Source organism: Arthrobacter sp. CAN_C5, assembly GCF_017875735.1.
Classification (GTDB): domain Bacteria; phylum Actinomycetota; class Actinomycetes; order Actinomycetales; family Micrococcaceae; genus Arthrobacter_D.
This window is the reverse complement of the sequence record NZ_JAGGMZ010000001.1, coordinates 262,941-284,366: the sequence shown is the minus strand read 5'-3', so window position 1 is coordinate 284,366 and position 21,426 is coordinate 262,941. Positions and strand designations below refer to the sequence as shown.

General features: G+C 63.2%; 23 protein-coding genes and 1 pseudogene. 16 read left to right on the top strand and 8 right to left on the bottom strand.

Annotated features, from left to right (window positions below; genetic code table 11):
• Positions 1-7: 7 nt before the first annotated feature.
• The gene (locus H4V95_RS01430; RefSeq protein ID WP_209728366.1) at positions 8-307 is read right to left on the bottom strand and encodes a type II toxin-antitoxin system RelE/ParE family toxin; all 300 of its coding nucleotides are present in this window, start codon (positions 305-307) and stop codon (positions 8-10) included.
• Positions 308-614: 307 nt separating this feature from the next.
• Between H4V95_RS01430 and H4V95_RS01425 the strand changes: the two genes are divergently transcribed.
• Together H4V95_RS01425 and H4V95_RS18720 are read left to right on the top strand one after the other, a co-directional pair.
• Entirely contained in the window at positions 615-896 is a 282-nt protein-coding gene (locus tag H4V95_RS01425) for a DUF3892 domain-containing protein (protein WP_209728364.1), read from the top strand.
• A 627-nt stretch (positions 897-1,523) separates the two neighbouring features.
• Positions 1,524-1,994 carry a toll/interleukin-1 receptor domain-containing protein gene (locus H4V95_RS18720; protein ID WP_209728362.1) on the top strand — a complete coding sequence of 157 codons (471 nt, stop codon included), beginning with the start codon at positions 1,524-1,526 and terminating at the stop codon, positions 1,992-1,994.
• A 395-nt stretch (positions 1,995-2,389) separates the two neighbouring features.
• Here H4V95_RS18720 and H4V95_RS01415 read toward each other — a convergent pair.
• The 3 genes and pseudogenes from H4V95_RS01415 to H4V95_RS18865 all read right to left on the bottom strand — a co-directional run bounded on the left by H4V95_RS01415 (position 2,390) and on the right by H4V95_RS18865 (position 4,270).
• Positions 2,390-3,537 (bottom strand): IS3 family transposase gene (locus H4V95_RS01415; protein ID WP_209728360.1). Its coding sequence is split into 2 segments (ribosomal slippage): positions 2,390-3,273 and positions 3,273-3,537, totalling 1,149 coding nucleotides; the frame shifts between segments, so codons are not numbered across the junction.
• 61 nt (positions 3,538-3,598) lie between these two features.
• Positions 3,599-3,800: pseudogene (locus H4V95_RS18150) on the bottom strand (hypothetical protein); the annotation flags it as partial.
• Positions 3,801-3,832: 32 nt separating this feature from the next.
• On the bottom strand, positions 3,833-4,270 hold the full coding sequence (locus tag H4V95_RS18865; protein ID WP_395939859.1) for a winged helix-turn-helix transcriptional regulator: 438 nt from the start codon (positions 4,268-4,270) through the stop codon (positions 3,833-3,835).
• A gap of 359 nt (positions 4,271-4,629) precedes the next feature.
• Here H4V95_RS18865 and H4V95_RS01405 point away from each other — a divergent pair, with 359 nt between their 5' ends.
• Positions 4,630-5,061 (top strand): thioesterase family protein, encoded by a 432-nt coding sequence (locus tag H4V95_RS01405; RefSeq protein WP_281064548.1) that lies wholly within the window; start codon positions 4,630-4,632, stop codon positions 5,059-5,061.
• 685 nt (positions 5,062-5,746) lie between these two features.
• Here H4V95_RS01405 and H4V95_RS01400 read toward each other — a convergent pair.
• Complete coding sequence (locus H4V95_RS01400; protein ID WP_209728355.1) at positions 5,747-6,460, bottom strand: TetR/AcrR family transcriptional regulator C-terminal domain-containing protein; 714 nt, start codon at positions 6,458-6,460, stop codon at positions 5,747-5,749.
• An 89-nt stretch (positions 6,461-6,549) separates the two neighbouring features.
• Here H4V95_RS01400 and H4V95_RS01395 point away from each other — a divergent pair, with 89 nt between their 5' ends.
• From H4V95_RS01395 to H4V95_RS01385, 3 genes are all read left to right on the top strand, one after another.
• Entirely contained in the window at positions 6,550-6,921 is a 372-nt protein-coding gene (locus H4V95_RS01395) for a hypothetical protein (protein ID WP_209728352.1), read from the top strand.
• Entirely contained in the window at positions 6,918-7,310 is a 393-nt protein-coding gene (locus H4V95_RS01390; protein WP_209728350.1) for a hypothetical protein, read from the top strand. The genes H4V95_RS01395 and H4V95_RS01390 overlap by 4 nt, the downstream gene beginning before the upstream one ends.
• A gap of 277 nt (positions 7,311-7,587) precedes the next feature.
• A complete protein-coding gene (locus tag H4V95_RS01385; protein ID WP_209728348.1) occupies positions 7,588-8,298 on the top strand; it encodes a DUF4386 domain-containing protein in 711 nt (236 codons plus the stop codon).
• Between the two features lie 813 nt (positions 8,299-9,111).
• On the opposite strand, the gene H4V95_RS01380 is transcribed toward H4V95_RS01385, so the two are convergent.
• Positions 9,112-9,897 (bottom strand): TetR/AcrR family transcriptional regulator C-terminal domain-containing protein, encoded by a 786-nt coding sequence (locus H4V95_RS01380; RefSeq protein WP_209728346.1) that lies wholly within the window; start codon positions 9,895-9,897, stop codon positions 9,112-9,114.
• 88 nt (positions 9,898-9,985) lie between these two features.
• On the opposite strand from H4V95_RS01380, the gene H4V95_RS01375 reads away from it, so the two are divergent.
• The 10 genes from H4V95_RS01375 to H4V95_RS01330 all read left to right on the top strand — a co-directional run bounded on the left by H4V95_RS01375 (position 9,986) and on the right by H4V95_RS01330 (position 19,322).
• Positions 9,986-10,726 (top strand): ABC transporter ATP-binding protein, encoded by a 741-nt coding sequence (locus H4V95_RS01375; RefSeq protein WP_395939779.1) that lies wholly within the window; start codon positions 9,986-9,988, stop codon positions 10,724-10,726.
• On the top strand, positions 10,723-12,021 hold the full coding sequence (locus H4V95_RS01370; protein WP_209728344.1) for an ABC transporter permease: 1,299 nt from the start codon (positions 10,723-10,725) through the stop codon (positions 12,019-12,021). The genes H4V95_RS01375 and H4V95_RS01370 overlap by 4 nt, the downstream gene beginning before the upstream one ends.
• 57 nt (positions 12,022-12,078) lie before the next feature.
• Positions 12,079-13,074 (top strand): NAD(P)-dependent alcohol dehydrogenase, encoded by a 996-nt coding sequence (locus tag H4V95_RS01365; RefSeq protein ID WP_209728342.1) that lies wholly within the window; start codon positions 12,079-12,081, stop codon positions 13,072-13,074.
• A 182-nt stretch (positions 13,075-13,256) separates the two neighbouring features.
• Complete coding sequence (locus tag H4V95_RS01360) at positions 13,257-13,643, top strand: TipAS antibiotic-recognition domain-containing protein (RefSeq protein ID WP_209728340.1); 387 nt, start codon at positions 13,257-13,259, stop codon at positions 13,641-13,643.
• 153 nt (positions 13,644-13,796) lie between these two features.
• Complete coding sequence (locus tag H4V95_RS01355) at positions 13,797-14,021, top strand: hypothetical protein (RefSeq protein WP_209728338.1); 225 nt, start codon at positions 13,797-13,799, stop codon at positions 14,019-14,021.
• Positions 14,022-14,328: 307 nt separating this feature from the next.
• On the top strand, positions 14,329-14,703 hold the full coding sequence (locus H4V95_RS01350) for a cupin domain-containing protein (RefSeq protein WP_209728336.1): 375 nt from the start codon (positions 14,329-14,331) through the stop codon (positions 14,701-14,703).
• 345 nt (positions 14,704-15,048) lie between these two features.
• Entirely contained in the window at positions 15,049-15,249 is a 201-nt protein-coding gene (locus H4V95_RS01345; RefSeq protein ID WP_395939778.1) for an AsnC family protein, read from the top strand.
• 794 nt (positions 15,250-16,043) lie between these two features.
• Entirely contained in the window at positions 16,044-17,018 is a 975-nt protein-coding gene (locus tag H4V95_RS01340; RefSeq protein ID WP_312883907.1) for a serine hydrolase domain-containing protein, read from the top strand.
• 445 nt (positions 17,019-17,463) lie between these two features.
• Positions 17,464-18,456: an ABC transporter ATP-binding protein gene (locus H4V95_RS01335; protein WP_209728332.1), complete on the top strand. Its 993-nt coding sequence runs from the start codon at positions 17,464-17,466 to the stop codon at positions 18,454-18,456.
• Positions 18,453-19,322 (top strand): ABC transporter permease, encoded by an 870-nt coding sequence (locus tag H4V95_RS01330; RefSeq protein WP_209728330.1) that lies wholly within the window; start codon positions 18,453-18,455, stop codon positions 19,320-19,322. The genes H4V95_RS01335 and H4V95_RS01330 overlap by 4 nt, the downstream gene beginning before the upstream one ends.
• A 491-nt stretch (positions 19,323-19,813) precedes the next feature.
• Here H4V95_RS01330 and H4V95_RS01325 read toward each other — a convergent pair whose 3' ends face one another.
• Entirely contained in the window at positions 19,814-20,023 is a 210-nt protein-coding gene (locus H4V95_RS01325; protein WP_209728328.1) for a hypothetical protein, read from the bottom strand.
• A gap of 89 nt (positions 20,024-20,112) precedes the next feature.
• On the bottom strand, positions 20,113-21,408 hold the full coding sequence (locus H4V95_RS01320) for an MFS transporter (protein WP_209728326.1): 1,296 nt from the start codon (positions 21,406-21,408) through the stop codon (positions 20,113-20,115).
• Positions 21,409-21,426 lie beyond the last annotated feature (18 nt).

The window sequence follows — 21,426 nt, the reverse complement described above, 5'->3', positions numbered from 1 at the left end:
CACTCCTTCAGTGGTAGTCAACGGCTTCGACGACGATGGCTAGACGTCCACCATCCTGAGTTTGAAACCGAAGAATAAGTCTGTACTGCTTGTCAATCCGAATCGACCATGTTCCCGCACGGTCTCCCTTCAACTTCTCCAGATGAAGAGACTTCAGGGCTCTCAAGTCTTGGTCGGTAGCCGCAGCATGCAGCTGCTGGACTCTTCGCCGATAAGCCTTGGTTACGTTAGGGGCCCATCGTGTGGTGCGATGACCTGGCTCGTAGGCGAGGCTCCGTAGATCCTCGTCCTCGTAGTCCACCTGCATTCTGTAAGCCGTCCTTCACCCCTGATGTGAACAACACGCTACAGGAAAGCTCAACTTCTTATGTTCGAACTATAGTCCAAAACTCGCTTGTTGTCTTCACCCTTGCGCCGATAGCGTGAAGCGACTAACCTAGTGACTGTCGGCGAGCCGATACGAAAAAAGGGCGGACCCCTTGCAACGGTTCCGCCCAACAACTCGAGGTCAGAACCGCAAGTTCCATGGTTAGTGGTAACAGCGATTCTAACGGAGTCCAAGGCGTCCTAACATCGTCGCCCTCCCCTCGGACTAGTGTTCTGAGGAGGACACCATGGCAGTAAGAATCACCCACGTACATCTCGAAGGATTTCCGGAAGATCACCAGCACATCACCAGCTACAGGTGGGTGAACGATTCAGACAACGGTGCTGGAACGAGCAATAAGCCGACGATGGTCGATTGGATTGATGTACAAAAAAACCGGGCATACGTAGGGGTGGGGTCTTCACGTGTGGAGGTAGGGGTAGTCCGCCCCGAGAATTCAACTCCATACCTTCGGACCTACGCCGATCAACAGTGGAATAACAATCTCTTGTCACTGCCTAGGTTTTAGGCCCCGGGTCAGGGCGCTAATCCCGGGATGTTGGTGGGGCCACGGCATCAGCTCACGTCGCGGCCTCATATTTTTGAAAAGCTAGATGCTACAAGTCGACTCGGAATAGATTTCGCGAGTCTGCCGATTCTCAATCAAGGACCTTTATACGCAACTAGAATGGGATGCAACGCCCGGGCGATATAGCAGCACTTAAAGCGGCCGAATCGCCGCCGATTAGAAACTCGATACGAGCAGCAATTTCGGCAGTTATAAGTAGAATTCAGTTCATTAATCAAAATGCCCGTTGAGGGCTCGTCGAAAAGGCCACTTTGGGCCACGGCGCAAGGTTCTGAGGAGGACCAACTTATGTCCCAATGCACAGCCCCCATCAGAGGCCACATCAGAGGCGGCGGCGCTGACTGCCCAGTTCACGGAGGCCGTGGAGAGTACAGCTACTCAAGGCCGTCGTACTCACAATACTCACCACGGCCGGTCACTTCTGTTGTTAGGAGCGGAAGCTCAACGAGCAGCGGAGGTGCACCTGGTGGAGGCCGCACTGCTCGTCCCAGGTGGTCCCCTAGCACTTCCGGTGTCTCTTACACACCGCAGCAGGTGCGCGACCTCGAGCCCATACGCACGGCGGTCGTGGTCCGAACGCAGAGGCACGGCGTGTTTCTCTGCCACGCCTGGCCCGACCGTCAGGCCGATGCGAAAGATGTCTACGATTTGCTCCTCAGCGAGGACGTTTCGGTGTGGTTCAGCGAGGTTGCCCTGAGACCCGGCACGGACATGCGCGTGGCCATCGACAAGGGACTCGTGAGTTCACGCATCGGAATCGTTCTGGTGACGCCAGCAATGCTCGACAAACTGCGGACCGATCGAAGCATCGCGAGCAACGAGCTCAGCGCGCTACTGCGCCGCAACCTCCTGGTGCCGGTTATGCATGGGGTGACGTTTGAGGCGCTTGACCAGGTCAGCCCTACCCTCGCGTCGCGTGGTGGATTCAGTACGGCGGAGGAGCCGATGGAGGACATCGTTGTGAAGATAGCCGAACTCGTCGGGACGCTCGACAGCGAAGAAGCCGACGAACCTAGCCTGAACTCGGGGACCAAATAGCTACAGGTAACGAAGGGCTACGACGACCCGGCAATCGTCCTATAGCCAATCCTTCAACCGGAAATCGCTAGGGACCAAACTGCAAAACGCCACCTGCAAGGCAATGAATGCCGATAACGGTCTAGTACGTCGGCCATAGGGCAGGAAGCCTGCCCGGAGGCTTCCTGCCCTATGGCGCTTGGGTGTACTCCAATGCGACTCCAATGCGACAAGTTCGAAGTGTTTGGAGGATCATTTGTTCGCTGGACAACAGTCTCTACTGGTCAGCGGGTCGATCGCGTGTCAAGTCAAAAATGGCCAACTCAACTTCTGCACGAGTCCGCCCGAAGGGTGTCCCCCACGCTTCCAATAGCTCTACATAGCGGCTGGTTGGGCCCCCGTTAGCAGTCCAGTGGCTATGCGATAGCTGATTGGTTCTCTGCACTCCAGCGTTCCCAGTGTCTTGACGGCGTCAGTCCGTCGAGGGATCCGTGGGGCCGTTCATTATTGTAGATCTCTTTCCATTCGTCGGCCAAGTATTTCGCCTCGGCCATCGTGTCCATGATTTCTCCGGTCAGTTGCTCCCTTCTGAATTGGGCGTTGAATGACTCGGCGAATCCGTTCTGCCAGGGCGATCCCGGGTCGATGAACGCGGTATCGACTCCGGCGGTGGCACACCAGTCGATCAGCGCGGCGGCGGTGAACTCCGGACCATTGTCCGAGCGGACATGGGTTGGCACGATGCCGGTTTCGGCGATGATGTCCTCCAGCACTGCGACCACATCGGTGGCGGTGAACGACCGCCGCGGGATAATCGCCAGGGCGGTGCGGGTGTATTCGTCGATGACGTTGAAGAACCGGATATGCCGACCGCAGGAAGTCACGTCGGATTGGAAGTCGAAGCTGACCACGTGCATCGGGTACTCGGCCCGCAGGCGCTTGTGCTCGCCGGCGCCGGGACCGGTGCGGCGCTTCTTGCGCGCCTTGGGCTTGCACGTGAGTCCTTCGGCCCGCCAGAGCCGGCGGACGCGCTTCTTGTTCAGCGCCACGCCGTCCCACTGCGGTTGCTCGAGCAGGTGCCAGCGCGCCTTGCGCCAACCCCACGCCGGATACTTGCCGGCAACGGCGCGCAGATCAGAGCGCAACTGTGCCTCTTCAAAGCTGACCACGGGTCGGCCTTTGCGCAGCGCTGACCGGTTCTGCCCCAACACCTTGCAGGCGAACCTCTCGGACGCCCCGAACTTCTCCTGCGCCATACGAACGGCGCGGTGACGTGGTTCGGGGCTCAGAATTTTCCCCGCGCCACCTCATTCAAAATGTCATTGGCCAGGACCTGATCAGCTAACAGCTTCTTCAGTCGCGCGTTCTCCTTCTCGAGGTCCTTGACGGCCTTGGCCTGGGTGGCGTTCTTCTCGGACCCGTACTGCTGCAGCCACCGATACCAGGTCGCCTCGGTCACCTGTAACTCTTTGATGACCTCGATCATCGGTCGTCCGTCGTTGAGCATCTTCTGGCCCTGACGCACTTTCGCGATGACCTGATCCGGGGTATGTCTACGTGCCATAATCTGTGAATTTCCTCCTGCATCCATTATCGGATGCGAAACTCACACAGTCACCGGACTCCTACCCGGGGACCCAACCAAGGGGCCGGAAGTCGCGAAGGCGCAAGCTGTTGAATACCACAAACAGGGACGAGAAAGCCATGGCCGCGGCGGCGAACATGGGATTAAGCAACCCGGCCGCGGTCAGCGGCAACGTCGTAAGCGACCGCTCGGTACACGTTGCCCTTGATCGTGCAAAGCGTCCGGCGGGCCAACCAGATCGCTCACTTTGCATGCATATTCGCCACCGCTGCTCCTAGGGCTGTGCCCTTCCCAAACCGCCGGGTGGGGGCGCGATGCTCTGGCCGACAAGCTCAACCTGGAGTTGACGTTCATCCAATTCATGTCCCTCGGTGCAGTGCAAAGCGACGGTGGCGGGAGCTCCACACCCTCGATGAGTGATATTGACGGTGGGGTGCACAGGGGCGTGCTTAGCCCCCCAAACGAAGAGTGCAAGGATGGCCGGCAGTAGGTCTCTGCCAGACTGAGTCAGGCGGTATTCCGAACGGGGCCGAGCCTTCGCCTCTCGATACTCCGTCCGGCGCAAAAGGCCCGCTGCCTCGAGGCTTCGAAGGTGGGTGGAAGCTGTTGCGGGAGCGACGGCCAAATGGTGCACGAAATCATCGAATCGGCGCGTGCCGTAGAACGCCTCTCGCATTATCAGCATCGATGGACGCGAACCGACCACTTGCATTGCAGCTTCAACTGGGCAACCCCACTCGTCGGATTCAGCCGTGCTGAAACCGGTCATCACCTGCCTGACTTCCTTCATTGGTCGCCGTCCTCAACGCCGCTTGTCGTCGTAAACCCATGCTACCTTCTTCCTGACTACAGTTTGCCGAAGTTAGGAGATGCTGTGAACCCATGGACGGCCGCCAAATCTGCCGTAACTAGTGATGTACACGCAGGGCCGTACCATGGCGATCCGGAGCGCCACCGGATGACAGGCGCAGTTCTGTGAACCTCTATTTGCGCTTGTTGCTCCTACGGCTTAGGCGGCGCGGCAAAAAGGCGGGCAGCTTATGGGAGACGTGCCAAACCCGTTTCACTGTCATGCCGAATGACTTGGATCTGCTCGGTCATATGAACAATGGGAGGTACCTGTCGATACTTGACATAGGCCGCATCGACTTGCTGGTTCGTTCTGGCTTCTGGCGAAAGATGACCACCGCCGGGTGGTATCCCGTGGTGGCAGCGCAGACTATCACCTACAGGAAATCCCTACGACTGGGGCAACAGTTTGACGTTTTCACCCGAATCATCGGACTACATGACCGGTGGGTATTCATCGAACAGACGTTCAGGCGCGGTGACGCAATTTACGCGCAAGCTGTCATTCGTACTAGATTCCTCAAGGAAGGCGGAGGAACCGTCAGCTTGGAGGAACTCAACACCTTGGCCGGCTGTCCGCCTGATGACCTTTTGCTCCCGGAATGGGTAGAACGATGGACTACCGATTCGAGGGTCCTCGCGGAAACACCTTAGGCAGATTGAGAAGTAAGTTAACATTGCATTACGGAACGGTCGGGGCCTATGGCGAGTGAAGCAAAGTTCCTGAGTTTCGGAGGCCATGCGCTACCTAGACGCCGGCTGGGCCCGCGGAAAAATCGCCATCACGGTGCACGCCAACTGATTACAGGACAGATGCCCTCTGCGCCCGTAGCCAATCCGGGCTGCTGGCCTTTATGCGAAAAACTCCCGGGGCGGCCAAGGGGATGGTTGTTGTGATGGGGCTTCCGGCAGGGAAACCGCCGGCCCTGCGCTGATTACCCCGGAGGGCGGGCCCGCACTCCGTCTCTAAAGACCCGGCCGCACCGACCGGGGCACCCCGGCAGGATTTTCAAATGGATATGGTTGACAGGACCAGTGGCTGCACCGTCGGAAACGTTCTGCAGAAGAGCCCGCAGGAGCCCCTCCGGGGCGTGCATTCCCGCACGAAGTACTCCCCGTTCCCGGCCATGATGCCCAGGATCACCGGGCCCGAACGGACTCCTGAATACATCGGACGAGTTGCCCACGGGTGGCTCCGGAGCAATTCATGGACCGACTTGGACCGCTTCCGCCCTGCCGCGTTTTTGTGCCGGGGCCGGCCTCGGCGGCAGCCACCTGTGGCTCTTTCCGATTCCGGCGAGCACCTGTGGCAGGGACGGCGTGGGGGTCCGTCTTAGTTCTACCGGGAAGCCTGGGCTACCGGTCCCTGAGTGGGCGTCACGTCGTTGTCCCGTGCTTCTCCCAGGGCATCCAGAACCAGGTCAAGGCCGAAGACGAACTCCTTGGAGTAGCTGTAGCCGGGCTGGAGCACGTGCTTGGCCATCAGTTCGAATAGGTACGGGTATTCGGCGGCAGGCAGCTGGGCGAGAAGCATCTGCGCCATCACCGCGGCCTGCTCCCCGGTGTCGAAGGGCAGCGCCTTTTCCTGCTTTGCGAACCCGTAGACATAGCTGTCCAGCGCGGAGACCGCATGGGCGGTCATGGTCAGGGAGAATCCGGCGTTCCTGAAGGTACCCAGCACCCGGTCGTGATGACGGAGGGTCGCCGGACCGGGATTCGTTCCCGAATCCATCAGCCCATTCGCCCACGGGTGGCTGACAAGCACCTCACGGACCGAAATGGAGCGCTTCCGCAGGGCAGTCTTCCACGGCTGGTCATGCGGGGGCAGTTCGATTTCCGCGAAGAGCGCGTCGATCATGCCGTGGAGCAGGTCCTCTTTGTTGGAGACGTGGTTGTACAGGGACATGGCCTCCACCCCTAGGCCTTCTCCGAGGCGGCGCATGGTGAGCCGCTCGATACCCCCCTCGTCGGCCAGCGCAATGGCTGCGTGAAGCACCCGGTCCCGGTTGAGCCTGGTCCGGCGGTCCGCATCGGGCGTCTTCTTCGTTGTCATATCTTCCTCTTCCCATGAGCCTGTGTTGACAAGCTTACAACGTAGAAGTAGGCTACTTACATCATAAGCTTACGACGTAAGGAAAGTTGATGAGCGGCCCCGCACCCACCTTGATCCCGGCCCCAGGAACCACGCCCGTTATTGCTGGGCAGATCCTAGGCACCGCTGGGACGATGGGACCGCTTCGCGCAGTGGCGGACCGTCTGGATGCTGTAACCGCGGCGATCATGCAGGTGGGCCAAAATCCTGCGTTCGACACAGAGGACCGCGACGCACTCGATTGGATGTGCGCAGCGATTGAGGATCTCTCCGCCACCATCCAAGGGCTCTTGCTCGCCGACGGCCGTCGCTTCTCAGCCCGAATAAATGACCTTAATTCCTCAGCACCCACTGGGGAAACGGATCCGGCGGCCGGCTCCCGCTGGCTCACACCCCACTTCACGCCGCGAGGAGAATTATGAACAGCTCCACAACGACCCTGATTCCGGCTTTAAAAACTATGGTTGTTCCCGCCGAGCGCATTGTCGGCACCGCCTGGACCGCGGAGCAGCTCCGGGCCACGGCCGACTGCTACGACACCATCCGGTCCCACACCCTCTACGCCAGCACCGCAGTCCGCCTGGCCTCCCGCACCCGCCTGATCGACACCTCCGCCGCGCGGTCCATCGTCACCGGAGTAATGGGCGGAATCCACGGAACCTCCTGGATGGTCGCGGCACTGACCACAGCCCAGCTCGCCCTCAGCTTCCCCGAACTGCTTACCGACGAACAAACCGCCCTGCTGCTAGCACCGCTGGCCGCCGACGAAAGCCTCGCCGAACGCGGCGCGGTCCTGCCCGAGGCCGCCTGATGTCCGGATCCACCCGGATGGCGCCGGCGCCGGAACCCCGCACTGGAAGTACCGACGGTGGCTTCTCGAGAAATGCGCGCAGAAGACACCAAGCAGACTTCCAGGACCCTGCACGGATTCTAGACAGGGTAGGCGATGGAAGATCCACCATCGTTCCCTAAACCCCTCCGAGCATCCTCGGCGCTCACCCCGTCGACGACGCCTCCACCCGTGCCTCCGGCACGCAGGACGACCCATGTACGCACCAACCGCTTATCCAAACACTGAAGGATTAATTATGGAACCGCAAAAAGGTCTGGCTAGAACAGCCGGGGCACTGTATCTCGCAGTCGCCATCCTCGCAGGCTTCGCCATCGGCTTCGTGCGAAACAGCATCTACGTCTCCGGCGACCCGGGCGCCACCTTGGAGAACATTGCCGCCAATGAGGGGCTCTTCCGGCTGGGCATCCTGGCAGACCTGACCCAATCGACGCTCATGCTCTTGGTCGCAATGGCCCTCTATATGCTGCTTCGACACGTCAACAAGCACGTTGCCGGGGCGATGGTGCTGATCCTTTCCATCAGCGTGGCAATCCAGACCCTCAACCTCGCGCCATCACTGGCTGCGCTCAAGGTCGCTACCAACCCCGACTATGCGGCCTCGCTCGGTTCCGGCGGTGCGGGCTCCCTCGTGATGGTGATGCTGGATTTGCAGCGGGACGGCTTCCTGATCGCCCAGGTCTTCTTCGGTCTGTGGCTGTTGCCCCTTGGATACCTGGTGCTTAAGTCTGCGATGTTCCCCCGCGGGCTCGGTGTCCTGCTGATGATCGCGTGCTTCAGCTACCTGGCGCACCTGCCCTTCGCGTTCCTCTGGCCCGAGGTAGGGTCCTTCCTGACCCCATTCGTCGCGGTGCCGGCAACAGTGGCCGAGCTATGGATGGTGCTGTATCTGCTGATCAAGGGGGTGCGGAAGCAGAACCCGGCCAAGAGCCCCAGCGTTGCTGTCTGAGTGAACGGTAAATCCAGCAGAGCGCCGCACTACCGGTAAGCCGCCGCTGGCGGGTCATCCTTGCAGGAGGAGGGTGCCCCACACAGTTCCGGTTGCGTGCGCCGGTCGGGCGGCATCACGCCGGCCCGACAGCAGGACCACCCCAGAGACCCCGGATGCCGGATGCCGGCCCCGCATCCGGCCCCCGGCCACAGAGCCGGTGAGTTGAAAGTGGCGCTGTTGCCAGCGGGCCAGCACCCTCGGAGCGCAGAAGGCCCTGCCCATGCTCGCTCCCGCCCGCCGGCTCGGCGGGCCCCTTCCCGCCAGGCACACTGTCCGCCCCATTACTGCCCGCCCCCATGGCTGAGTAGAGGACAAGACGTACCCCATCGGTTCCCCCCGGCTACTTCCTGCAGAACCATCATGCGGAGCAGGCCCGGTTGCTCGCTGCGGCCGAGCATCGCCGGAATGCCGAGCGAAGACACACCCGCACTGACGACCCTCTGCGCGGAACATCCGTACTGTCCAGGCTCCTTCGACGCTATCGAGGCCTCCCGGATAGGCTTCCCAAATCCCCGGATGGTTCATCGGACGGACCCTGGAGCAAGTAGTACTGATGGACCCTCCCGGTCCCGCCGCGGAGCGGGACGGTGCTGATTTCCCACTCCGGTTGAGGGGCAACGCCGGACCGTCGGGTTCAAGAGTTGGTGGAGGCGGCGGGCGACGGGCGGAGGCGCGGTGGCGCCGGGTACCGGTGTGAAGCCGAGCGCCGCCCACACCGGATCCCTCACCTGGCGCACACCAGATTCCCGAGGGAACCGTCGGCGTATGACGTCATGACCCCGAGGTTCGGTCCGCCCCTTCATTCTGATCGGATGTCGATGCCGCCGTTGTCGACGGGTCCATGCCCGGAACCCTTGGGTGTCCGGCACTGATCCCGTGCCCGACCTCTGCATCCCGTGCCCGCTCCAGGGCATCCAGGACCAGGTCCAGCCCGAATTCGAGGTCATCCGCGTAGCTGTAAAGGGGCTGAAGCACATGCAGGGCCGTGAGTTCGTGGAGATACGGATACTCGGCGGCGGACAACCGGGCGAGCAGGGCCCGCGCCCGCACCGTGGCCCGGTCCTCCTCCTCAAGCGGCAGCGCGTTCTCCTGCCGGGCGAACCCGTGAATGTAGCTATCCAGCGCGGAGAACGCATGGGCGGTCAGGCCCGGAGAAAAGCCACCGTGGCGGAAGGTCCCCAATACCCGGTCTTGGTGCCGCAGGATTGCCGGCCCGGGACTGACTCCCGAATCCATCAGCCCGTTGGCCCACGGGTGGCTTTGGAGCACGTCATGGACGGACTCGGACCGCTTCCGCAGCGCCGCCTTCCAGTGCTCATTGTGCGGGGATAGCTCGATGTCCGCAAAGAGGACATCGAGCATGCCGCTGATGAGATCCTCCTTGCTGGCGACGTGGTTGTACAGCGACATCGCCTCAACTCCGAGCACTTCCCCGAGCCGGCGCATGGTGAGCCGTTCGATGCCCTCCGTGTCGGCGAGCCCGATCGCCGAGCGGAGCACCCGCTTCCGGGTGAGCCTGCTCCGGGCTTCCACCGCGGGTTCTTTCCTGCGTGTCATGTTCTCCTCTTTCGCTGTCCCACCTTGACAAACTTACAACGTAGACATAGATTGCTTACAGCATAAGCATACAATGTAAGGAAAGACCATGAGTAGCCCCCCGTACACGCCGACACCAGGGACGATGGGCGCACCGGTGTTCGCCGCTCACAATGTCCGCAAGTCCTATGGCCGGGGCTCCGCCCGCTTCCACGCCCTCGACGGGGTGTCACTTGAAGTTCATGCGGGAGAATCGATTGCCGTAGTCGGCAAGAGCGGCTCAGGCAAATCGACGCTCATGCATCTGCTGGCCCTGCTCGACAGCCCGGACGAGGGCAGTCTGCAGGTCCAGGGCATGGACGCCTCCCAGCTGGGCACCCGACAGGTCAACCGGCTGCGCAATCAGGACTTCGGTTTCGTTTTCCAGCAGTTCTTTCTGACCCCTAGTGCCTCCGTGTTGGAAAACGTCATCCTGCCCCTGAAGATCGCGGGCCTCGGCGCCGGCGAATGCAGGAGGCGTGGAATGGCAGTTTTGGAACAGTTGGAAATCGCCGACAAAGCCAAAAACAAGGCCATTAACCTCTCCGGCGGGCAGAAACAGCGCGTGGTCATCGCCCGGGCCCTGGTGAACAACCCGACAGTGATCTTCGCCGATGAACCCACCGGCAACCTCGACACCGTCACCGGCGAGCGTGTGGAAGACATCCTCTTCTCCCTCAACAAAGACCACGGCATCACCCTGGTCATCGTGACCCACGACCCGGACCTGGCCGCGCGCTGCGACCGGCGGATTTTCATCCGCGATGGGCGTCAGGTCCGCTCCCTCGAGACCCCAGGAGCGTCCGCATGAACCTCACCGAAATCTTCCGTACCGCCATCGCCAATACCTTCAGGAGCAAACTGCGTACCTCCCTGACGGTCACCGCCATCTTCATTGGGGCGTTCACCCTCACGCTCACCAGCGCGGTTGGCACCGGGGTGGCGAGTTATCTCGAGGTTCAGGTGGCAGGTTTCGGCGCCAAGGACGTCCTGGCCCTGACCAAGACGGCCGGCCCGGCAGCGGCGATTGGTGACGGTCCGGCCCCGTACGACCCCGCCGGTGCGACGGCCGCAGGAGCCCCCGGTTCCGACTCCGGTGCCTCTGCGGGTGTCCTGAGTGAGGAGGACCTCGTGGCGATCGCCGGCACTTCCGGAGTCCTTGACGTCAACGCCGTCGTGACGGTCATGCCGCGCTACATTGAACACGACCGGGGCGGCAAATTTCAGCTGGTCGTCAATGAAGCCACGGCGCTCACCACAGCCGATCTGGCCGCCGGGCAACAGCTTTCCGATGATGGCAATGAGAACCGTACCCTGCTGCCCTCCTCCTACTTGGAGACTCTCGGCTTCACCGACGCCGCAAGCGCCGTCGGTGAGAAGGTCACGATCGGCATCAGCGACTACACAGGGGTGATGCATGAAGTTGAAGCCACCGTGACCGGGGTGCAGAACCTGACCCTCCTTGGCGTCGGCGCCCGCTTGAACCAGTCCCTGACCGAGGAACTGTACGCACTGCAGACCCTGGGCGAACCGGCCGGGGCCGCGACGGGTTACTTCACCGCCTCAGCGCACTTTGACCCCGACGCCGGCTCCGGGCAGCTGGAAACCCTGAAGTCCGATCTCGCCAACCAGGGCTATACCGCCCGGACACTGGCCGATCAGATCGGTATTTTCCAGACCATCCTGACCGGCATCATCGGTGTCCTGAACGCCTTCGGAATCATCGCCCTGCTCGCTGCAGGAATCGGGATCATCAACACGCTGCTGATGAGCGTTCAGGAACGGACCCGCGAAATCGGACTGATGAAAGCCATGGGCATGGGGAAAGGCCGCATCTACGCCCTGTTCAGCTTCGAGGCCATTTTCATCGGACTCCTCGGGAGTATCATCGGGGCCGCGGCCGCGATCGGCGCCGGCACGATCATCAGCAACGTGCTGGCCGACACTATTCTTGCGGACCTTCAGGGCCTGCGGATCCTGCAATTCGCTCCGGCTTCCGTCGGTACCATCATCCTTTTGGTGATGCTAATTTCCTTCCTCGCTGCCACCCTTCCTGCCCGCCGGGCCTCCCGCCAGAACCCCATCGACGCGCTCCGCTACGAATAATCTCCTGCCCCGCCCACCCAGCCCCGGCCCCGCCGGCGTATCCGAAGGACCACCCCCATGAAAGCCATGACCTACTCCAGGTACGGCGCACCGGACGTGCTCGAACTCGATGACCTTCCCCAACCCGTCCCGAAGGAGAACGAGGTGCTGGTGCGCAACCACGCCTCGGTGGTCTCGGCGGCGGACGCTCAGGCCCGGGCAGCGGACCCCGCCATCGCCCGCCTTCACTTTGGGCTCATCAAACCCAAATGGCCGGTCCTTGGCGCCACCTTCTCCGGCGTCGTCGATTCCGTCGGCAGCGCAGTCACCCGGTTCGAACGCGGCGATGCCGTATCCGGCGTCAATGTCGCCGGCTTCGGCGCCCACGCGGAGTACATCCTGGTCCCACAGGACGGTGTGGTCACCACAACACCGTCGGGACTGACACATGAACAGACGGTGGCCGTGTTCGACGGATCCCTCACCGCCCTGCCCTTCCTCAGGGACCATGCCCAGCTGCGCCGAGGGCAATCGATCCTCATCAACGGCGCCTCGGGGGCCGTCGGCACCGCAGCCGTCCAGCTCGCGAAATACTACGGAGCAACGGTCACCGCCGTCTGCAGCGCCGCTAACGCAGCATTGGTGCGTTCGCTGGGCGCCGACGCCGTCATCGATTACCACCGTGCCGATTTCACCACCGCGGAGGACACCTATGACGTGATTTTCGACGCCGTCGCGAAAAGCTCCTTCCGGCGAAGCCGCGGGGCCCTGAAAAAGCCGGGAATCTACCTGACGACGGTACCCTCCCCGGCCATCCTGGCGCAGATGCTCTGGACCTCACGATTCGGCAGCCGAAAAGCGAAAATCGCCTTCACCGGACTGGCTCAACCCGCCGCCATGACAGCGGATCTGAAGTTCATCGCCGGGCTCGCGGAATCCGGACACTACGTGCCGGTCATCGACACCGTCGACCTGCTCGAGGACGCGGCAGCGGCCCATCGGCGCGTTTCCTCCGGGAGAAAAGCCGGCAGCGCCGTTCTGGCAATCCATCCCGCGGGCAAGCTCCCCTCGTGACCGCCCGGGCAGGCCGTCTACCGCTGAGGGCAGCAGGACACCACCTCAAGGAAGCTACATGTTCCGCCGCCCACCTCTCATCCTGACCGGTGCCATCAGCGCCGGGCACGCATGGATCCCTGACCGGCACCGCCCCATACACAACACTCTGCTCATCCCGGATGCGCCCCGAAAGGACCACTATGACGGAAAATAACGGCCTTACCACCACCTACCTCCAGACCTGCCGCGACACCCTTACCCGGGATCAGGCCGCAAGCTTCGCCGCAACCAACGGATGGGCGCACGTGGACCGGGACGAAGTCCACGCCGACTGGGACGAGATCTACCGCGAACTCGCCCAGAACATTGACCAGCGCAACCCCGAGGATGACGCCACCCAGGCCCTGATCGACCGGCACTACCGGATCGCCTGCCAGTTCTACACCCCCAGCAAGGAGGCCTATATCGGCATGGCCCTGTCTTACCGGGAGAACCAGGACATGCGCGTGTTCCATAACGGCTACCACCAGGACATGGTCGAATTCCTCATCCCAGCCATCACCACGTACGCCCGGCACCGGCTCTAGAACAACCCGCCTCCGGCCGGGGTACAGCCTCCCCGGCAGGAACAACTCGGCGGGTCATTCCCATCGCAGCGGTGACAACATTAGCGGGCTTGCCGAACCCTTTGCCGAATTTTCCCTGTTCCGTGATCCACCCACGACCCTCGAGGAGTGCCGATGACCAACCCCCCGCCGGCCCAGAGCCCGGATTCATCGACGAAGTACCGGCTGGTGCTGATGTTTTGGCTGTTCGTCCTCCCGGCGCTGACAGCCATTGACCTCGCGTTCGGATTCTGGCTGGCAATGCTGCACCCGGTTCTGCGCAGCGTCGTCCTGGTGGCCATCGCGGGTTCGATCGTGTCGTACGGCATCAGGCCCCATCTTCGGCGGCGCGGCCGCTGAATTTCACTTTCTGCACGCCTCTGGCGTCGGGTGGGAAGCCATACATGTTCCACGGTGTGCCCCATGGCCGGCTATTCGGAAACCACCCGGGTCGGTTGAAGGCGCAGCGCCAGCACCCTGGAACGTCCCGCACCGGTCGGGGCCGACGGGCCCGGGGAGGTCGTCGGACCGGCGGGCGAGGTGGTTCAACCTGTCCTTGACGCCGCAAAGGGCCTTTTGGAGGACATAGCCGCTGGGATCTGCTCCGCAGGTTGCTATTGAGAGAGGAGAAACCGTGCGGGAGGCAGGCGAACCCGTAGACTGCTTTATGCAGATTATCGAACCCATTCGGATCGCCGACGAGCTCTCCCGGGTCACCGACCATTGGACCCCCAGGGTGATCGGGCAGGTGAACGACCAGTACGTCAAGGTGGCAAAGCTGCTCGGCGAGCTTGTCTGGCACGCCCATGAGGACGAGGATGAGATGTTCCTCGTCGTGTACGGGAATCTGCGGATTCAGCTCGAGGGCGGACGTGACGTCGAACTCGCCGCCGGCCAGTTCTTCGTGGTCCCGGCAGGTGTGCAGCACAATCCGGTCGCTGACGAGGAGGTGGGCATCGTGCTCATCGAGACGATCACCACCGCCCATACCGGCTCGGTCCAGGTTCCCGGGACCGTGTCCCTGGAACGTCAACTGCGCTGAGGCCGCCGCCGCGTCCTCCGGGAACCTCCTGCTGGACAGGACTCGACGTGAGTGACCGAGGGGTCAGGGTCGTCGGCGCGTCATCTCTGCGCCCTCGCGGCCGACGAAGGTCCTGGTGTTTGGTGTCCGCCATAGACGCTGACTGCCGCATCGGTATGCTCCACGGCGCGGGTGGATTACTTCTTATGGACGGGGTTGTTGCGAAACTATCCACCCACCCCCGGCCCAGCAGGCAAAGGAGGAAGCATGGCGCAGGGCGGGGTGAAGGCTGGAGATCCCATCTCCCTTCGTCAACTAGCATCGACCCCGTTCGTCAACTAGTATTGACGGATGGAGGTGGACAGAATGAAAACTCTTGTTGGATCGATGGATGGCAAGGGGCCGGCTGAAGCTTTGCAGATCATTGCCGAGCTTCATCGGGAAGTGGGGCGTAGTGAGGCTGGCCTTGTTCGCAATGCCCGTCAGGCGGGACTGTCATGGGAGGCTATTGCCCAAAGTCTTGGCGTGACCAAGCAGGCCGCCCATAAGAAGTACGGCAAACGGTAGCGCAGACCATGTACCCGCTCGGAGCGCGGGGCTTTTCGGGTAGGGGCCTGCCGGGCGCCGGTCTGAACCTGCGGCGATGACGCCCGGAGGGATGACTGCCGTCGGCCTAGGGCCGGAATCGGTGCCCATCGCCATCACTTTCGATAAGTGAGCTCTGCCCCAGCCCAGGCCTTCCGCATGGCGCCCTCACCCTGGGCGAAGGTGAGCACAATGCAGGACCAGACTGCGAACCCCGCCTCTAAAGCCCGAATCGGTGAGGACGTTTCATTGCCCCGCGATCGCGCCGCGCGGCCCGGGCATCGGCGGCGCCGGCCCGACGATGTGCCTGGCGGAGTCCGTAATTGCGGTGCACAGCTTCCATGGTGGCGCCTGGGCGGGGAGGCCGGGGACCATCGGGCGCCGGCGCGACCTGTCTTACCGGTCGATTGAGGCCAAGGCATCCTGACCGAAGATGCGCGGGCACGCGGGCCGGCCCCTGATGTGCAAAACGCCTGTGCCCCTGGTCTCGAAGCCGCCACCGCAGGTCCAGGACTCCACTCCAAACCTCAAGGGAGTCTCGAGGTCAGCAACAGAAGTGGGGCGCACCTCCCTCTACCGCCGTTCCAAAGCATGCCCTGGGAAACGCAGGTGAAACGCCACCAAGCACGAGCGGGGTCAATCAAAGTTGACCCTCGAGGGTGTGTCAACTATGGTTGACTCAGCGGGACCGTCAACAGTAGTTGACGCCGACCGGATGTCGGGCGGATTCCGGTAGTGGACGCACGTGCACCGTGCACTGAGAGGGGAAGTTTGTAGTGAAGACTGAATGGACCGGGGACGCTGACCTTGTGCGCACCGTGGGGCGCGCATTCCGGGCACAAGCGGCAGCCGTGGCGGTGATCTCTCCCGGGCGGGAGTTGACCGCGATGATTGGTGCCGGCAGTGATTCTCTTTTCGAAATTGCGTCGATCTCCAAGGCGCTTACCGGCATGGTGTACCAGGACGCGACGGAGCGCTGCCTCGTTTCGCCGACGACGACCCTTCGCGAATTGCTCCCCCTTGAGAATCACGGGGAGGTCGGCTCCGTGAGTTTGTGTTCCTTGGCCATTCACCGCTCCGGCCTGCCCGGTCTGCCCCCGGGAATGCATCCGCTTCGTCGAAACCTGAAATTCCTCGTCCGGGGTGAGAACCCGTATGGTGATTCGCTGGCCGAGCTTCTGGATCAGACGCGCGGCCTGCGTCTTGGCACTCCCAAACCCAAGTACTCGAACCTGGGTTTTCAGTTACTCGGACACGCCGTCGCCAAAGCCGCCGGCAGCAGCTATGAACAGCTCCTGCACGACGTTCTAGGCCCCGGATTCTCCACCCCCTTCCGCGCCGAGGACCTCGGGGAGGCGGACCTGACTGGATTCGGTCGCTTTGGGCGCCCCATTGCGGCGTGGGTCGGGGAAGCCGTCGCGCCCGCGGGAGGCGTCCGCGCGGACATCAGCACCATGCGCGGCTTCCTTCGGTCAGTTCTCGACGGGACAGCCCGGGGCCTCTCAGCGCTCGATCCCGTCGCGGATTTCACTCCACGGGTAGGTATCGGCGCCGGGTGGATCACACTTGAGCACCGGGGCCGCCCGATTACCTGGCACAACGGCGCCTCCGGGGGATTCAGCAGCTGGATCGGACTCGACCGGGACGCCGGCACCGGCGTCGTCGTACTCTCGGCAGTCCACAAGTCGGTCGACCGCCTGGGGTTCCGCCTCCTGACCGAATTCACTCCGACATCGGAATCGACGACCTGAGATCCCCTGGGAGCGGCGACGCCGCCTTCACTTCACCAATCGACCTGCCGGTGCGGATAAACATCTGTCGTGGATTGGCGGCCGTGTTCGGATGGATGGAGCGCGGATTTCGTCTAAGGGACCACCGATTCCTCCACCGCATGGCCGACCGCGTTCCGGATCCTGCCGACAGGCCGTACCAGTAAAGCGTGATGGTCGGGTGGGAGGTTTTCATCCAGCGTCACCTGACATTTCGCTGGGCGCGTTGCGGTGCCAGTGAGCAGGTGCATCGTCCCGTACGGCCGGCAGATGACTCCCTACGGCAGGCTCCGGTCTCGACATAGACCCATCAAAGTCACGGCAAGGGATCTGCGCTGTGGCGTATGCCTCTGACCATCCCCATAATCTCCGCCTGAGGCGGATGCGGAACAAGTTTACCAACGACATCGATGAGAAGGATTGGCCCATGATTGAAGCTCAGACGCTTACGAAGCGCTATGGCGCGAAGACGGCGGTGGATTCCGTGTCGTTCACCGTCCAGCCGGGGAGGGTGACCGGATTCCTTGGCCCGAACGGTGCGGGGAAGTCCACCACGATGCGCATGATCATGGGACTGGATAATCCCAGCGGCGGGCAGGTGATCATCAACGGCCGGCCCTACGCGAAGCACAAGGCTCCGCTGCATGAGGTCGGGGCGCTGCTCGATGCCAAGGCGGTCCACACCAAGCGCTCGGCGTATAACCACCTTCGGGCGATGGCGGCCACCCATGGCATCCCGAACTCCCGGGTCAATGAGGTCATTGAGCTCACCGGGCTGGGCGCGGTCGCGAAAAAGCGCGTGGGAGGGTTTTCCCTGGGCATGGGGCAGCGCCTGGGCATCGCGGTGGCCCTGCTGGGGGATCCCCAGACGGTAATCCTGGACGAGCCGGTCAACGGTCTCGATCCCGAGGGCGTGCAGTGGGTCCGCCACCTCGCCAAAGACCTTGCCGCGGAGGGCCGGACGGTTTTCCTGTCCTCGCACCTGATGTCCGAGATGGCCCTGACGGCCGATCACCTGATCGTGATCGGGCGCGGACGGATCATCGCCGACGCCCCGATCCAGGACATCATCGACGGTCAAAGCAAGGCCCGGGTCCGGGTCCGCGCGGACCGGCCGCAGGATCTGCTCGGCCCCCTCGCCGGTGACGGCGTCAGCTTACAGCTCCTGGAACCGGAACTGATCGAGATCACCGGCGTCGACCCGCGCCGGATCGCCGAGACCGCCCAGCGGACCGGCGTCCTGGTCTACGAGCTGACCCCCCTGCAGCTGTCCCTGGAGGACGCCTACATGCAGCTCACCCAGGCCGAAGTCGAATACCAGTCCCACAGCCTCTCCCCCACCGCCCCGGACACCCCAGTCACCGAGGCCGCCCCGGCCACCGACCAGATCACCATCCCCGTGGAAGGACTCCGACCATGAGCGCACACACAACCACACCACCCTCATCAGCCCGGCACACCCCCCGGCTCCGGCCCGGCTCGCGCATCACCTTCTCCCGGGTCCTTCGATCCGAATGGATCAAGGTCACCACGGTCCGCTCGACCGTGATCCTGATCATTTCGACCGTTCTGGTCATGGTCGGTCTTGCCGCGCTGGCCGCCTGGTCCTTCACCATGATGACCGAACTGCCCGCGGATGCCCAGGTGCCCACGGAAGGACCGGGCAGCCCCGCCTATGAGGCGCTCACCACATCATCGTCCGGATTGGTTTTCGGGCAGCTGCTCATCGCCTCCCTGGCAGTGGTCCTGGTTGCCTCCGAGTGGGCTACGGGAATGATCCGCTCCACCATGGTCGCGGTCCCCGGGCGCACCCCGGCGCTGCTGGCAAAGACGGCCGTCGTCGCGGCCGTCGCCTTCCTCGTGGGCCTGCTCAGCGCCCTGGTGTCCTACCTGATCGCCCAGCCCATCCTCGGAAGCCAGGACCTTGATTTCGCCCTCACCCAGGACGGCGTCCTGGCGGGCATCATCAACACCGGCACGTTCCTGGCCCTCGTTGCAGTGATCTCCATGTCCCTGGGGATCCTGCTGCGCAACACCGCCGGCGGCGTGGTCACCGCCGTCGGAATCTTCTTCGTCCTGCCGGTCATCATGCAGCTGCTTTCGGGCCTGGCCGACTGGGTCCCCGACGCTGCACGTTTCCTGCCCGGGGAGGCGGGCAACCAGATGGTCGCCGTGACCGCGGCCGAGGACGCCCTCACCCAGCTCCAGGGCGGACTCGTCATGGGCGCCTGGGCCCTGGCATTCCTCGCCGCCGCCCTCATCGTCACCAGGAAACGCGACGTCTAAGGGACCGCCCCGCCCTGGCCCGTGTCTGGGCCTCAATCCCCGGTGAGTTCAGGGCTGACGACTCCGATCAATCTCGGCAACATCATCCACGATTACACCATCGGCTCCGGCTTTCGCGACAACACGTCCTGTTGGAAATCTGACACCGTGTGCGGCGCTGTTCACTTAACTGAAGCGCAGGCTGCGCGGGTGGAGAGAGCCGTCGCGTGTTTGATTCAGTCCGGCCGGTGGGGACACCGGGTCGGTACCGCCGCCTGCGACAAGCCGGCCGGACGCCGATGGCTGTATGCGTTCAGCCGCCAGGTCGCCGACCTCGGTGAAACACACGTTGATGGCGGACGTTATCGAGTAATTATGGAGATGGCTGAAAAATTTGACTGGACGGGGTGGCGATCTCGCCATGGCCTTGGGGGATGCTCCCCCGCCGCGTTTCGCGGGGCGACCTGAAGGCAGGCCGATTGACTGCCCAACCCGTTCCGGTGGGGTCTCTATCAGGGCCGGCCCGGTGAACGGGGGCGGGCTGGCCGCATCGCACGCAGTGCACGCCGAAGAAGCCGGGCGATTGGGGAGTGGCCGCGCATCGGGTCGGGGGTGCCCGTCCGGCGGCGCTCGGCGTTGCGGCGGTGCTCGGCGGCGGTGAGAAGCCGTGCCTGTTCGGCGTGATGGAGCTGCAGATAGTGCTCGGCGGTATGGTGCGGCATGTGGTGTCTTTCAAGGTTGAGGTGGCTGAGGGCCAGGGCGTGGGCTCATCCCGATCGGGTCATGGTGTGAGAGTGGGAGCTGCGGAGGTTCAGGTTTTGGGCTGCCCGGCATTGACGGCGGCTCGGCGGGCTATGGCGGTCATGCCGAGGGCGGAGCCCAGGAAGATGGTGGCCAGAGCCATCCAGCCCGCCATGCCGTTCTGGATGACAGTGAAGGCCATAATTCCTGGGGTGAACATCATGCCGATCGAAAAGGCCATGGCGAACATTCCCTGGTACTCGCCGACACGTCCTGACTCGGCCAGTTCGTAGCTCAGGCCCCAGGTGCCGGCTGAGGACAGGATTTCGGCGAAGGTATGAGCGGTCATTCCGGTGGCCAGGAGCGCAACGGCCAGCCCGGGGCCCACTCCGGCTGTTGCCGAATAGATCCCGCAGGTAAGGGCCATGGTGATGCCGGCAACCGCCACGACATTGCCTGCCCGACGCAGATCGTGGGTGCCCCGCGACAGGGGCATCTGGAGGGCGATGACGAGCACCGTATTGATGATGAGCAGGATGGAGACCGTCACGATGGGTGCGTCCGTGCGGTGGGCGATCCAGAGCGGGAGCCCGACCTCCGCGAGGCCGAACTGCAGGCCGAACAGTGCGGCGAGCACGGCCAGTGCGAGATAGCGCGGGCTTTTCCATACGGAGCGCCCGCCACGCGGCGCCCGTGTGCTGCCTGCGTCACGGGCGGCGTCGACGCGGCCTGGGAGACGCACGGTGATGAACGTGCTTGCGATCGTCGCGGCCGCGGCGACACCGGTGGTGGCGTAGTAGGCCTGCGGCGTGTTGATCAGCAGCGGCACTGCGGCGATGGCACCGCCGACTGCGACTCCGATGTTCTGGACGGTGCGCAGGACCGCCCGGGCACCGACGCGCTCGGACCCAGTGAACGCCCGGCCGATGATCGCGGAGCGGGCTGTGTTCGCGCCGCGGTTCCCTCCGACGACCAGGCACGCGATCACGACGGCCGGCCAGAACGATCCAGCGAACGGGAAACACGCGAGAGCCAGGCCCTCTATGGCGACGAATGACACCAGGAGGCGCCTTGCGCTGACGCGGTCCGCGAGGATGCCCCCGAGCATGGACGTCGCGACACCTACGGCGCTGGCAGCGGTCAGGACGACCGCCACCTCCGCTACGGAGAGCCCGACGATGAAGGTGAGGTAAAGGACGGTGACGGTCATGAACACACCGCGGCCGATGGAACTGACCAAGGTGCCTGCCGCGAGGAGCCGCAGCACCCGGTCCGCGAACACGGCCACGAGCCAGTGACGAGGAGCCGGGGGCAATGACGGGGGCGTCTTACCGGTATCCGTGGTGATGTTTGACGGGGCTGGCATACCTCAGTTCTCCCAGAC

Coding starts and splice junctions, on each gene's coding strand:
- H4V95_RS01430 (WP_209728366.1), bottom strand. CDS start 307: ATGCAGGTGGACTACGAGGACGAGGATCTACGGAGCCTCGCCTACGAG.
- H4V95_RS01425 (WP_209728364.1), top strand. CDS start 615: ATGGCAGTAAGAATCACCCACGTACATCTCGAAGGATTTCCGGAAGAT.
- H4V95_RS18865 (WP_395939859.1), bottom strand. CDS start 4,270: ATGCAAGTGGTCGGTTCGCGTCCATCGATGCTGATAATGCGAGAGGCG.
- H4V95_RS01405 (WP_281064548.1), top strand. CDS start 4,630: ATGCCGAATGACTTGGATCTGCTCGGTCATATGAACAATGGGAGGTAC.
- H4V95_RS01400 (WP_209728355.1), bottom strand. CDS start 6,460: ATGACAACGAAGAAGACGCCCGATGCGGACCGCCGGACCAGGCTCAAC.
- H4V95_RS01395 (WP_209728352.1), top strand. CDS start 6,550: ATGAGCGGCCCCGCACCCACCTTGATCCCGGCCCCAGGAACCACGCCC.
- H4V95_RS01390 (WP_209728350.1), top strand. CDS start 6,918: ATGAACAGCTCCACAACGACCCTGATTCCGGCTTTAAAAACTATGGTT.
- H4V95_RS01385 (WP_209728348.1), top strand. CDS start 7,588: ATGGAACCGCAAAAAGGTCTGGCTAGAACAGCCGGGGCACTGTATCTC.
- H4V95_RS01380 (WP_209728346.1), bottom strand. CDS start 9,897: ATGACACGCAGGAAAGAACCCGCGGTGGAAGCCCGGAGCAGGCTCACC.
- H4V95_RS01375 (WP_395939779.1), top strand. CDS start 9,986: ATGAGTAGCCCCCCGTACACGCCGACACCAGGGACGATGGGCGCACCG.
- H4V95_RS01370 (WP_209728344.1), top strand. CDS start 10,723: ATGAACCTCACCGAAATCTTCCGTACCGCCATCGCCAATACCTTCAGG.
- H4V95_RS01365 (WP_209728342.1), top strand. CDS start 12,079: ATGAAAGCCATGACCTACTCCAGGTACGGCGCACCGGACGTGCTCGAA.
- H4V95_RS01360 (WP_209728340.1), top strand. CDS start 13,257: ATGACGGAAAATAACGGCCTTACCACCACCTACCTCCAGACCTGCCGC.
- H4V95_RS01355 (WP_209728338.1), top strand. CDS start 13,797: ATGACCAACCCCCCGCCGGCCCAGAGCCCGGATTCATCGACGAAGTAC.
- H4V95_RS01350 (WP_209728336.1), top strand. CDS start 14,329: ATGCAGATTATCGAACCCATTCGGATCGCCGACGAGCTCTCCCGGGTC.
- H4V95_RS01345 (WP_395939778.1), top strand. CDS start 15,049: ATGAAAACTCTTGTTGGATCGATGGATGGCAAGGGGCCGGCTGAAGCT.
- H4V95_RS01335 (WP_209728332.1), top strand. CDS start 17,464: ATGATTGAAGCTCAGACGCTTACGAAGCGCTATGGCGCGAAGACGGCG.
- H4V95_RS01330 (WP_209728330.1), top strand. CDS start 18,453: ATGAGCGCACACACAACCACACCACCCTCATCAGCCCGGCACACCCCC.
- H4V95_RS01325 (WP_209728328.1), bottom strand. CDS start 20,023: ATGCCGCACCATACCGCCGAGCACTATCTGCAGCTCCATCACGCCGAA.
- H4V95_RS01320 (WP_209728326.1), bottom strand. CDS start 21,408: ATGCCAGCCCCGTCAAACATCACCACGGATACCGGTAAGACGCCCCCG.